This is a genomic window from Streptomyces sp. R44, assembly GCF_041053105.1.
GTDB lineage: Bacteria > Actinomycetota > Actinomycetes > Streptomycetales > Streptomycetaceae > Streptomyces.
In genome coordinates this window covers 1,997,250-2,008,969 of record NZ_CP163444.1, presented here as the reverse complement: position 1 = coordinate 2,008,969, position 11,720 = coordinate 1,997,250, and the positions used below count along the sequence as shown (strand labels likewise).

At 72.3% G+C, this 11,720-nt stretch carries 10 protein-coding genes; 7 read left to right on the top strand and 3 right to left on the bottom strand.

The features are described 5' to 3' along the window. Window positions 1–14 precede the first annotated feature (14 nt). From AB5J54_RS09315 to AB5J54_RS09300, 4 genes are all read left to right on the top strand, one after another. Window positions 15–521, top strand: a complete 507-nt coding sequence (locus AB5J54_RS09315; protein ID WP_369143435.1) for a hypothetical protein — start codon at window positions 15–17, stop codon at window positions 519–521. Then, window positions 499–1,791 (top strand): ABC transporter substrate-binding protein, encoded by a 1,293-nt coding sequence (locus AB5J54_RS09310; RefSeq protein WP_369143434.1) that lies wholly within the window; start codon window positions 499–501, stop codon window positions 1,789–1,791. The genes AB5J54_RS09315 and AB5J54_RS09310 overlap by 23 nt, the downstream gene beginning before the upstream one ends. An 81-nt stretch (window positions 1,792–1,872) precedes the next feature. Beyond that, window positions 1,873–3,147 carry a glycosyltransferase gene (locus tag AB5J54_RS09305; protein ID WP_369143433.1) on the top strand — a complete coding sequence of 425 codons (1,275 nt, stop codon included), beginning with the start codon at window positions 1,873–1,875 and terminating at the stop codon, window positions 3,145–3,147. Window positions 3,148–3,444: 297 nt separating this feature from the next. Beyond that, complete coding sequence (locus AB5J54_RS09300) at window positions 3,445–4,413, top strand: helix-turn-helix transcriptional regulator (RefSeq protein WP_369143432.1); 969 nt, start codon at window positions 3,445–3,447, stop codon at window positions 4,411–4,413. Here the strand turns inward: AB5J54_RS09300 and ctaD are convergent. Beyond that, a complete protein-coding gene (gene ctaD, locus AB5J54_RS09295) occupies window positions 4,349–6,064 on the bottom strand; it encodes a cytochrome c oxidase subunit I (protein WP_369149270.1) in 1,716 nt (571 codons plus the stop codon). The two genes, AB5J54_RS09300 and ctaD, sit on opposite strands and share 65 nt — an antisense overlap. 308 nt (window positions 6,065–6,372) lie before the next feature. On the opposite strand from ctaD, the gene AB5J54_RS09290 reads away from it, so the two are divergent. Continuing rightward, complete coding sequence (locus tag AB5J54_RS09290; protein ID WP_369143431.1) at window positions 6,373–6,588, top strand: I78 family peptidase inhibitor; 216 nt, start codon at window positions 6,373–6,375, stop codon at window positions 6,586–6,588. A 65-nt stretch (window positions 6,589–6,653) separates the two neighbouring features. On the opposite strand, the gene AB5J54_RS09285 is transcribed toward AB5J54_RS09290, so the two are convergent. Beyond that, a complete protein-coding gene (locus AB5J54_RS09285; RefSeq protein WP_369143430.1) occupies window positions 6,654–7,535 on the bottom strand; it encodes a phosphatase PAP2 family protein in 882 nt (293 codons plus the stop codon). 407 nt (window positions 7,536–7,942) lie between these two features. On the opposite strand from AB5J54_RS09285, the gene AB5J54_RS09280 reads away from it, so the two are divergent. Further along, the gene (locus tag AB5J54_RS09280; protein ID WP_369143429.1) at window positions 7,943–9,682 is read left to right on the top strand and encodes an MFS transporter; all 1,740 of its coding nucleotides are present in this window, start codon (window positions 7,943–7,945) and stop codon (window positions 9,680–9,682) included. A gap of 43 nt (window positions 9,683–9,725) precedes the next feature. On the opposite strand, the gene AB5J54_RS09275 is transcribed toward AB5J54_RS09280, so the two are convergent. Continuing rightward, on the bottom strand, window positions 9,726–10,160 hold the full coding sequence (locus AB5J54_RS09275; protein WP_351190572.1) for a cell division protein SepF: 435 nt from the start codon (window positions 10,158–10,160) through the stop codon (window positions 9,726–9,728). A gap of 325 nt (window positions 10,161–10,485) precedes the next feature. Between AB5J54_RS09275 and AB5J54_RS09270 the strand changes: the two genes are divergently transcribed. Next, window positions 10,486–11,718 (top strand): DUF5685 family protein, encoded by a 1,233-nt coding sequence (locus AB5J54_RS09270; protein WP_369143427.1) that lies wholly within the window; start codon window positions 10,486–10,488, stop codon window positions 11,716–11,718. Window positions 11,719–11,720: the final 2 nt, after the last annotated feature.

Below are 11,720 nucleotides of genomic sequence, written 5' to 3'. Positions count from 1 at the left end.
CCGGTGGTGACCAGATGGCTGTCGTACGACTCGGTGGACGCCGCCGCCTCGCGGTCCTCGGGACCGTCGCCGTCCTCGCCCTGGCGCCCGCTCTCGCGAGCTGCTCCGACGACAACGGCGGGAAGACGGGCGGCACGGTCTCGTCCTCCCCGCCGACGGTCGGTCCCGCCGACCCGGTCGCCGCCAAGGCCCAGATCACCAAGAACTGGACGGCGTTCTTCGACCCGAGGACCCCCGTCGCCGAGAAGGTGAAGCTCCTGGAGAACGGGGAGCAGCTGCGGCCCGTGCTCGGTGCCTTCGCCGCCGACAAGAACGCGGCCATGACCTCCGCGAAGGTCACCGGCATCGAGTTCACCTCGGCCACCGACGCGAACGTCACCTACGACCTCCTGGTCGGCGGCTCCCCAGCCCTGCCCGGCTCCAAGGGCACCTCCGTCCTCCAGAACGACACCTGGAAGGTCTCCATGAAGACCCTGTGCGGCCTGGTCGAGCTGAGCGGTGTCACCGTTCCGGGCTGCTGAGGCGATCGCGGCGCTGCTCCTGGCCGTGCTCCTCACCCTCCTCACGGGATGCGGCAGCCGGCTCCCGGAGCGCGCCTTCGAGACGCGGCCCACCGTCAACCCCTCCGGCGGTGAGCCGCTCCGCGTCGGGATCATCACCAGCACCACCAGCCCCGTCGGCGGGGAGACCTTCACCGGCCCGCGCGACGGAGCCCGTGCCTGGTTCGACGCCCTCAACGCGCGCGGTGGCCTCGACGGACGCCGGATCGAGGTCGAGACCTGCGACGACGGCGGCAGCGGCGTCGGCAACAACGCCTGCGTGCACCGGCTCGTCGACGAGCGCGGCGTCTTCGCCCTCGTCGCCACCACCGCCCTGAACTACGCGGGCGCGCCCCTCGTCGCCCGGGCCGGCGTCCCCGACATCGGAGGCCAGCCCCTCACCCCCGCCTACGACACCTATCCGCACCTCTACGGCATCTACGGCAGCTCCGCCCCGCGCACCGGCCGCGCGCCCGGCTGGAACGGCACGCTGTACGGCGGGACCGAGGTCTACCACTGGTTCCGCGAGAAGCTGGGCGCGCGGACCGCCGCCGTCGTCTCCTACAACCAGGCCGCGTCCGCCGCCTACGCCCGGCTCGTCGCACGCGGCCTGCGCACCGAGGGCTACCGGGTCGTCGAGGAACAGGTCGACTTCGCGCTGCCCAACTTCCGCGCGGTCGCCGCCGATCTGCGGGCCGAGCACGTCGACCTCGTCTTCGACGCCATGGACACCCACGGCAACGTGCGGCTGTGCGAGGCGATGGAGACGCTCGGGGTCCGGGTCTCCGCCAAGGTGACGAACGTGCAGAACTGGTCCTCGGCCGTCCCCCGCGACTACGCCCGGGCGCCCGGCTGCCGGGCCTCGCTGTGGGTGACGGGATCCAGCCGCAACTACCAGGACACCGCGCAGCCGGCGGTCCACGAGTTCCGGACGGCGATGGGGGACCGGCCGCTGTCCCAGTGGCAGCTGGAGGGCTGGGCGGCGGCCATGTGGTTCACCGACGCCGCCCGCTCCTGCCTCGCCCGGGGCGCGCTCACCCGCGGCTGCGTCGAGGAGTTCATGAACCGTCCGGAGCCGTACACCGCGCGCGGACTGCTGCTCCCCGTACGGTTCGAGCGGCTGCCCCGGCCGCCCGCCAGCCGTAACACCTGTCTGTCCGTGGCCCGTTGGCAGGACGGACGGGGCTGGGTGAGCCAGGGAGACATGACGGAGAACTGCGCGACCGTCCCCCAGCTCGGCTACCGTCCGTGAAAGGCGGCCGCGGACCCGCAGTACAGTCGGGCACCGACCGATCGAAAGAACACCGACTGACCGGGGGGAACCGGCGGCGCGATGCGTATCTCCTTTCTGCTTCACAACGGCTATCACTACGGCGGCACGATCCGGACCACGTTCACCCTCGCCGAGGAACTGGCGGAACGTCACGAGGTCGAGATCGTCTCGGTGTTCCGCCACCGGGACCGGCCGCACCTCGGCCTCCCGTCGGGGGTGACCCTGCGCCACCTCGTCGACCTGCGCCGGGACAGCCCCGGATACGACGGCGACGACCCCGACTTCCACCGTCCCGCCCAGGTCTTCCCGCGCGGCGACGGCCGCTGGAAGCAGTACAGCGCGCTCACCGACACCCGGATCGGCGAATACCTGCGCGGAGTGGAGGCCGACGTCCTCGTCGCCACCCGCCCCGGGCTCAACGTGCACCTCGCCCGGCAGGCCCGCCGGGGGCCCGTCCTCGTCGGCCAGGAGCACCTGATCCTGGACGGCCACAGCTACCGGCTGCGCCGGGACATCGGCCACGAGTACGCGCTCCTCGACGCCGTCACCACCGTCACCGAGGCCGACGCCCGCGCGTACCGGCGGCTCGCCCTGCCCGGCGTCCGCGTCGAGGCCGTCCCCAACAGCGTGCCCGCGCCCTCGGTTCCGCCCGCCGACCTCGCGGCGCGGACCGTCGTCGCGGCGGGGCGGCTGACCAGGGTCAAGCGGTACGACGTGCTGATCGACGCCTTCGCGTCCGTGGCCGCCGACCATCCCGACTGGAAACTGCGGATCTACGGCTCCGGCGACGCGGTCCAGGACCTCAGGGCCCCGCTGACCCGGCAGATCAAGGAGCGCGGCCTGGAGGGGCAGGCCTTCCTCATGGGCTCGGTCACCCCCATGGAACCCGAATGGGCCAAGGGCTCCATCGCCGCCGTGACCTCCGAGCGGGAGTCCTTCGGCATGACGATCGTCGAGGCGATGCGGTGCGGGCTGCCCGTCGTCTCCACCGACTGCCCCTACGGGCCGCGCGAGATCATCGAGGACGGGGTCGACGGGCGGCTCGTGCCGGTCGCCGACGTCGCCGCGGTCGCTTCCGCGCTGCGCGAGCTCATCTCGGACGACGAGCTGCGGGCCAAGGCGGGGCGGGCGGCGCTCGCCGCGTCCGAACGCTTCGACCCGGTGCGGATCGCCGCGCGGCACGAGGCGCTGTGGTCGGAGCTGGTCGCTCGGGGCGCGAGCCGTCGCGTCCACTCGCCGGGGCGGGTTCGGGTGCACCGGGGGCTTGGTCGCCTGATCGACGCGATCTACGCCCAGAAGGCGAGAGCGGGCCGAATCGTCCGCCGCCTCCGCTGACGCGGCCGCGCCCGTGTGGGGCCCACCCCCCCCGTGTGGGCAATCGTCCCGCTGGGGCGGGACGGGTGGGCACACGGGACGGCGCGCCCAGCGGCGCCTCCGCGTTCCGCGCCTGGACCAGCACCTGCTGTACGGCACCAGTGGTGCGGGTTCAGGCGCGGGAGCCTCTGGCGCCGGCAGGAGCGCCGTTCCGTTGTGCCCACCCGTTCCGCCCCGGCGGAACGCATGCCCACAACGGGGTGGGCACCGCCCCTTGCGGAACGCCTGCCCACAACGGGGCGTGGCAGACTCGCCCGCATGTTGGAGACCTCCGCGCGGCTGCTGCGGCTGCTGTCGTTGCTTCAGGCCCATCGCGAGTGGTCCGGTGAGGATCTCGCCGAGCGGCTCGGGGTCACCCCGAGGACCGTGCGGCGGGACGTCGGCCGGCTGCGGGAGCTCGGTTATCCCGTGCACGCCAGTCCCGGCACGGGCGGCGGGTACCAGCTCGGGGCCGGGGCCGAGCTGCCGCCGCTGCTCCTCGACGACGAGGAGGCCGTCGCCGTGGCGGTCGGGCTGCGGTCCGCCGCCGGGCAGGGGGTCGAGGGCATCGGCGAGAGTTCTGTGCGTGCCTTGGCCAAGTTGGAGCAGGTGCTGCCGGGCCGGCTCCGGCGCCGGATCGGGGCGCTCAACGCCTTCACGGTCCCCCTGCTCCGTACCCCCGGCGAGCGCGTCGACCCGGCCGTCCTCACCGAGCTGGCCAACGCCTGCCGGGACAGCGAGCGGCTCCGCTTCGCCTACCGCGACCACGGCGGCACGGCCACCCGCAGGACCGTCGAGCCGCACCGGTTGGTCTGCACGGAGCGGCGCTGGTATCTCGTCGCCTGGGACCTGGACCGGGGCGACTGGCGTACGTTCCGGGCCGACCGGATCGAGCCGGCCCCGCCGCACGGTCCCCGTTTCCCGCCCCGCGAGCCGCCCGCCGAGGACCTCGCCGCCTATGTGGCGAAGGGGGTGTCCGGTTCCGCCTACGCGGAGGAGGCGACCGTCCGGCTCTTCGTCCCGCTCGCCGAGGCGGCCGCCGTCGTCGGCCCGCTGGACGGCGTCCTGACGGCGGACGGCGAGGACGCCTGCCTGCTGCGGACGGGGGCGCGCACCCTCGACATGATGGTGTTCCACGTGATGTTCATGGGCTTCGAGTTCGAGGTGGTCGAGCCGTCCGAGCTCACCGAGGCCGTGCGGGCGCTGAGGGACCGCCTGTCCCGGGCCCTCGATCGCTCGGAGGGCTGATCCGCATCCGTTCGTACGCGGCGAACTCCGGGTGGTGGAGGTCGAAGGCGGGCGACTCGGAGCGGATCCGGGGCACGGACTCGAAGTTGTGCCGGGGCGGCGGGCAGGAGGTCGCCCATTCGAGGGAGCGCCCGAAGCCCCAGGGGTCGTCGACCTCGACCTTCTCGCCGTACCGCCAGGTCCGCCAGACGTTGTAGAGGAACGGCAGGGTGGACGCGCCGAGCAGGAAGGCGCCGATGGAGGAGACCGTGTTGAGCGTCGTGAAGCCGTCGGCCGCCAGGTAGTCGGCGTATCGGCGGGGCATGCCCTCCGCGCCCAGCCAGTGCTGCACCAGGAACGTGGTGTGGAAGCCGACGAAGAGGGTCCAGAAGTGGATCTTCCCGAGCCGCTCGTCGAGCATCCGGCCGGTGAACTTGGGCCACCAGAAGTAGAAGCCGGCGAAGGTCGCGAAGACCACCGTGCCGAAGACCGTGTAGTGGAAGTGGGCGACCACGAAGTACGAGTCGGTGACCTGGAAGTCCATCGGCGGCGAGGCGAGGATGACGCCGGTGAGCCCGCCGAAGAGGAAGGACACCAGGAAGCCGACGGACCAGAGCATCGGGGTCTCGAAGGAGAGCGAGCCGCGCAGCATCGTCCCGGTCCAGTTGAAGAACTTCACCCCGGTGGGCACCGCGATGAGGAACGACAGCAGCGAGAAGAACGGCAGCAGCACCGCGCCCGTCGCGAACATGTGGTGGGCCCAGACCACCACCGAGAGCCCGGTGATCGTCATGGTGGCGGCGACCAGCGTCGCGTACCCGAAGATCGGCTTCCGGGAGAAGACCGGGATGATCTCGCTGACGATCCCGAAGAACGGCAGCGCGATGATGTAGACCTCGGGGTGGCCGAAGAACCAGAAGAGGTGCTGCCAGAGCAGCGCCCCGCCGTTCTCGGGCTGGAAGACCAGGGCGCCGAGACGCCGGTCGGCCTCCAGGACGAGCAGCGCCGCCGCGAGGACGGGGAAGGCGGCGAGCACCAGGATCGTGGTGAAGAGGATGTTCCAGGTGAAGATCGGCATCCGGAACATCGTCATGCCGGGCGCCCGCATGCAGACGATGGTGGCGAGGAAGTTCACCGAGGTGAGGATCGTGCCGAAGCCGGAGAGCGCGAGCCCCATGATCCACAGGTCGACACCGACGCCCGGTGACCGCTCCAGGCTGTTCAGCGGGGCGTAGGCGGTCCAGCCGAAGGCGGCGGGCCCGGTGGGGGTGAGGAAGGAGCCGAGGACCATCAGGCCGCCGAAGAGGAACAGCCAGTACGAGAACATGTTGAGCCGCGGGAAGGCGACGTCGGGGGAGCCGATCTGCAGCGGCACCAGCTCGTTCGCGAAGCCGGCGAAGGTGGGCGTCGCGAAGAGCAGCAGCATGATCGTTCCGTGCAGGGTGAAGGCCTGGTTGAACACCTGGTTCGAGACGAGCTGGAGCCCGGGGCGGGCCAGCTCGGCCCGCATCAGCATCGCCATGAGCCCGGCGGCCAGGAAGAAGAGGAACGAGGTGGCCAGATACAGGTGGCCGATCTTCTTGTGGTCGGTCGTGGTGAGCCAGTCGATCAGGATGCGGCCGTGCCGTTGCCGGGCCGATTCGACGGTCGCGGTCGCTGCCCCGTTGCCCATCCCTGCCTCCGCCTCGCCGTGGTCCCGGCTCCGCGTCTCCGGGCGTTCGGCCAGCGTAAGCATTGTGTAAGGGAAGAGTGTGCGCCTCGGGCGCGCGTCGCCGAGGCAATTCGGGACGAGCTTGCGGGAAGGCGGAATTGAAGGCGCCTTGGCCGCACTTCTGAACCCTTCGTGCGAACTGATGGATGCCGTGCGGAATTACTGGAGAAACGGCCGGAAACAGCCCTCGGAGGGGACGGCGGACCGGGCGGACTTATGTCGAGAACTTGTGACACAAGCGTGACCGCCGAGGGACTAACGTGAGGTTCATGTCACCCACTTCGCGCACTCCCGAACCGCCCCGCGATGCTCCCGAGTCCTATGTGGGCCTCGACGCCGGAGGGGCCGAGCGGCTCGCCAGGACCCGCGGATGGAGCGTCGTCCGGTCCCTGCCGCCCGGCTCGATCATCACCATGGAGTACCTCTCCGGGCGCATCAACTTCGAGGTCGAGGACGGCACCGTCACCCGCTGCTGGCTCGGCTGAGGGGCCTGCGGGACCGCACGCGAAAGGGCCCCGGCCGATCCGGCCGGGGCCCTTCCGTACGTGTGTCAGCCGCGGGTCGCCGGGGCGCGCCGGCCGCCGGCCACCCCCACGGGCTCCCGTACCGGCTCCCGTACGGGCTCGCGGACCGGTTCCCGGACCGGGCGCGGCCCACCGGAGGCCACGGGCAGCGAGGGCACCAGCCGGCGGCGGTCCCGCAGCCGCTCCCGCACCCGGTCGCGCGCGGCCAGGATCCAGGCCTCCGACACCGCGAGGACCGGCTCGCACCAGGGCAGCGCGAGCAGGACGAGGAGTCCGGCGGCCCAGCCGAGCAGCACGTCGCTCAGCCAGTGCGTGCCCAGGTACACGGTGGTGAGGCCGACCCCGAGCGCGACCACGGCGGAGAGCGCCGACAGATAGCGCCGGGCCCTCGGGGTGGTCGCCAGGTAGGCGAGGATGCCCCAGGTCACGACCGCGTTGGCGGTGTGCCCCGAGGGGAATATGTCACCGCCCGCGAAGAGCTCGGGCGAGCCGATCTGGGTCGCGTAGTGGGGTCCGAGGCGGCCGAGTCCGAGCTTGACCGCGCCCACCGAGACGTTGAGCAGCAGGAGGGCGGCGCCGAGGCACAGCAGGGGCCGCAGGGTGTGCTGGCGCCAGGAGCGCCAGCCCAGCCAGGCGGCCACCATGACGGCCGTGGGGCCGCGCTGGCCGAGGACGACGTAGTAGTCGAGGAAACCGTGGATCTCGGGCCACTGCTGGTACGGCCGGAAGAGCATGATCTTCCAGTCGAGGGTCACCAGCCATGTCGACAGCAGGACGGCCACGACGATGGCGAGATAGAACGCCGACGTCCCGCCGAAGAGGGCGAGACGCGTGCGGGTCATCCGCGGGACCTCTATCTTCGGCGGTTCCGGCTCCCGGTCCAGCCGGGCAAAGATGTCGGTACGCACCCAATCGACGTTACAGGGAGTGAGAAGCAGACCCGGTCGTTCCGCTCCCTTCGTGATGATCGTGTGATGTGGAGTGGGTCTCACCGGGTGGTCTATTCCAGGCGTCCGTCGGGAAATCCGATGACCTTCAGCCCTATTGTCGCGAGGGTCGATTCCGGAAGAGTGTTTGAACGCCGGGGAATTTCCTCAAACAGACGTCCGTGCGGAATTCCATGCGACGCGCGGGCCGCTCCGAGTGGCGTACGCCACACCGCGAGCCCCGCCGGGGTGAGAGCTGCACCACGCGCTCGGGCCTTGAACTCGCGTACGCTGACGGCTCACTCGCCCGTCGATGCCGGGCCGCCCCAGGGGGCATACGCCCTGGTCGGGGCCCGCCGAGCGCGAGAGTTTCACTGGGAGGTACGTATATGCAGCGGACGAACACGGCCCAAGGGCGACCGCGTGCCGTCGTCGGCGCCGGCGCCAACCGCTGGGTCGTCCTCGTCGTCCTCTGCGTCAGCCTTCTCCTGGTCGCCCTCGACGCGACCATCCTCCACGTCGCCGTCCCCTCGCTCACCGAGGACCTGCGCCCCAGCTCCACCGCGCTGCTCTGGATCGTCGACGCCTACCCCCTGGTCTGCGCGTCGCTGCTGATCCTCTTCGGCACCCTCGGCGACCGGGTCGGCAGACGCAGGATCCTCCTCCTCGGCTACGCGCTCTTCGGCATCGCCTCGGCGGTCGCCGCGCTCGCCACCGAGCCCGGGGTCCTCATCGGAGCCCGCGCGCTGCTCGGCGTCGGCGGCGCCATGATCATGCCCGCCACGCTCTCCATCCTCCGGACGGTCTTTCCCGACCGGCGGGAGCGGGCCACCGCGATCGGCATCTGGACCGCGACCGCGGCGATCGGCGCCGCGACCGGACCCGTGCTCGGCGGCTTCCTCGTCGAGAACTACTGGTGGGGCTCCGTCTTCCTCATCAACATCCCGCTGATGGCGCTGATCCTGCCCCTCGGCCGGCGCCTCCTCCCCGAGTCCCGGGGCGCCACCGACGGCCCCTGGGACGTGCTCGGCGCGCTCATGGCCGCGGCCGGGGTGCTCGGCTGCGTCCTCGGCGTGAAGCACATCGGGGCCGGCGCCCCGCCGCTCGCCCCGTCGACCGCCGGGCCGCTGCTGCTCGGCGCCGCGCTCCTCGTCCTCTTCGTGCGGCGGCAGAAGCGGCGCCCGCACCCGCTGATCGACATACGGCTCTTCTCCCGGGCCGCCTTCACCACCTCGGTCGGCTGCATCGTCATCGGCATGCTGGCCCTGGTCGGCCTGGAGCTCATCGCCGTCCAGTACCTCCAGCTGGTCCTCGGCCTCAGCCCTCTGGAGACCGGGCTCCGGCTCCTCCCGCTGACCTTCGCCGCCATGGCGGCCGGCGCCACCGGCTCGTACACCCTGCGCCGGATCGGGCCGCGCCGGATGGTCGGCTGGGGCTTCCTGCTCACCGCCTCCGCGGTGCTGCTGCTCACGCTCATGGGGCAGCACGACCGGCCGCTGCTGCTCACGGTGGGCTTCGTGCTGCTCGGCTTCGGCCTGCAGACCACGCTCTTCTCGGCGTACGAGTCGATGCTCAGCGAGGCGCCGCAGCGGAGCGCGGGCGGCGCGGCCGCGATCGGGGAGACCTCGTACCAGCTCGGCGCGGGCATGGGCATCGCGCTGCTCGGCAGTGTGATGAACGCGGCGTACGCCCCCGGGCTCGCCTCGGTCCCCGGGGTGCCCGCGGAGGCGAGCCGGGCCGCGGCGAACTCGCTCGGCGAGGCGTACAAGGTCGCCGACCAGCTCGGCGGTACGGCCGGTGACGCCCTGCACCAGGCCGCCCGGCACTCCTTCGTGACCGGTCTGCACGTCACGCTCTTCGTGAGTGCGGCGCTGCTGCTCGTGGGCGCGCTGATGGCCCAGCGGCTGCCCCGGATCATGGAATGCCCGGTGGACCCGGAGGACGCCTTCGACGCGGCCCTGGCCCAGGAGGGCCCGGACCGGGATGCGGAGCCCCGGGACACGGCGGGAGCGCCGGCGACGGCACCCGCTCCGGCGGAGCGCCCCGTTTCCCCCGAGGCGGCCGAGCCGCGCGTGCCCGCGACGCGGGAAGCGATCGAGCCCGCCGGCTCGGGGCGTCCGGTGCTCTGACCCGACCTCGTCGGGAGGCGCCCGGCCGGGCCGGCGGACTCGCTCAGCTCTGGTTGAAGAAACCGTCCTGCTGACGCCGGCCCGTCTCGCCGCTGACGATCTGGGTGTCGGCGGGGGTCAGCAGGAAGACCCGCGTCGCCACGCGCTCGATCGAGCCGCGCAGACCGAAGGCGAGACCCGCGGCGAAGTCGACGACGCGCTTGGCGTCGTTCGGCTCCATCGCGGTCAGGTTCACGATGACCGGAACCCCGTCCCGGAAGAGCTCGCCGATGCCCCGGGCGTCCCGGAAGCCGTCCGGGGAGACGGTGGCGATCCGGCGGCCCCGCTCCTCGGCGGTGTCCGTGGCCACCCGGACCCGGGGGTCCGTCACCCAGGCGTCGCCGCCCTCGGCACCGTCGGCGTACTCGTCGTCGTAGTAACGCTCGTCGTTGTCCTCGACGAGTCCCAGCCAGGCACTTGCCTTGCGCACCGATCCCATGGACGCCTCCTTTCAGCGCGGTCACTTGTGGTTCCGCAATCCCTATCGTCGTCCATGATGCGGATCGCGCGCCAAGTGGATAGGCGCCGCGCAGGGGATTCGTGACGGTACTGGTGCAGAACGTGAGGGCCGTTTCCTGGCGATTCGTCAGGAAACCTGCGGTATGCGGGGCCTGACGGAGGGCCATGTAGCTGAAAATATGAAAGTCGGGCCACAAGGGTGACGATGGGCGCGTACGGGTGAACGGGGCCGCTCGCTACGATGCCGCGGGGCCGCGCGGCGGACCCTCGCCGCCCGCCCCGGCCCACGACTCACGGGGGAGTCCTTGTTCGGAATCGTCAGACCCTGCACCCATCGGCTCACCGACGGACTCAAGACCGAGTGGATGGCCCATCTCTGCGGCCTCTGCCTGGCCCTTCGCGCCGACCACGGGCAGTTCGCCCGCGTCGTCACCAACTACGACGGGCTCATCGTCTCCGTCCTGACGGAGGCTCAGACCGGGGTGACCCGGGCGAGCCGCCGCACGGCCGGACCCTGCGCGCTGCGCGCCATGCGGACCGCCCCCGTCGCCCGCGGCGAGGGCGCCAGGCTCGCCGCCGCCGTCTCCCTCGTCCTCGCCTCGGCGAAGGTACGGGACCACGTCGCCGACCGGGACGGCCTGTTGGCCCGCCGGCCCGTCGCCCTCGCGGCCCGCCGCGTCGCCCGCTCCTGGGACCGGGCCGGGGCCAGGACCGGCCGCGCCCTCGGCTTCGACACCGCCGTCCTCGTCGACGCCGTCGACCGCCAGACCGGCATCGAGGCCCTCGCCGGCCGCGGCACCCCCCTGCTCGCCGTCACCGAGCCGACCGAGACGGCGACCGCGGCCGCCTTCGCGCACACCGCGGTCCTCGCCGGCCGGCCGGGCAACGCGGCGCCGCTCGCCGAGGCGGGCCGCCTCTTCGGCCGCCTCGCCCACCTCCTCGACGCCGTCGAGGACCAGGCCGCCGACGCCGAGAGCGGCGCGTGGAACCCGCTCACCGCCACCGGCACCTCCCGCGAGGAGGCCCGCCGCCTCGCCGACGACGCCGTCCACGGCATCCGCCTCGCCCTCAAGGACGCCGAGTTCGCCGACGGCAGGCTCGCCCACGTCCTCCTCGCCCACGAGCTCCGCACCTCGGTCGACCGCGCCTTCGGCACGACCAGCTGCGCGCACGGGGCGCCGGGCGCGGGACAGGGACCGGTGCCGGGGAACCCGTACGCGAACGGGGGCGCCGGCCCCTACAACCCCTACGGAGGCGGGGGCAACCCCTACGGGGGCGGCGGCCCCATGGGGCCCGGCGGCCCCGGCGGCCTCCCTCCACAGTTCGGCGGCGGCGCGCCCCAGGCCCCCAAGCCGCGCGGCTTCCTCGCCGGGTGCGCCATGTTCACCTGGCTCTTCTGCACCTGCCAGATCTGCTGTGCCAAGGAGTACGAGGGCCCCTGGTCCCGCAAGAAGCGCGAGGGCTGCTGCCGGGACTGCGACTGCGACTGCGGCGGCTGTGACGGCTGCGACTGCTGCTGTCCCTGCGACGGTTGCTGACG

Bases quoted from the DNA above. Each gene is read 5' to 3' on its own strand.
- AB5J54_RS09315 (WP_369143435.1), top strand. From the start codon at position 15: ATGGCTGTCGTACGACTCGGTGGACGCCGCCGCCTCGCGGTCCTCGGG.
- AB5J54_RS09305 (WP_369143433.1), top strand. From the start codon at position 1,873: ATGCGTATCTCCTTTCTGCTTCACAACGGCTATCACTACGGCGGCACG.
- AB5J54_RS09300 (WP_369143432.1), top strand. From the start codon at position 3,445: ATGTTGGAGACCTCCGCGCGGCTGCTGCGGCTGCTGTCGTTGCTTCAG.
- ctaD (WP_369149270.1), bottom strand. From the start codon at position 6,064: ATGGGCAACGGGGCAGCGACCGCGACCGTCGAATCGGCCCGGCAACGG.
- AB5J54_RS09290 (WP_369143431.1), top strand. From the start codon at position 6,373: ATGTCACCCACTTCGCGCACTCCCGAACCGCCCCGCGATGCTCCCGAG.
- AB5J54_RS09280 (WP_369143429.1), top strand. From the start codon at position 7,943: ATGCAGCGGACGAACACGGCCCAAGGGCGACCGCGTGCCGTCGTCGGC.
- AB5J54_RS09275 (WP_351190572.1), bottom strand. From the start codon at position 10,160: ATGGGATCGGTGCGCAAGGCAAGTGCCTGGCTGGGACTCGTCGAGGAC.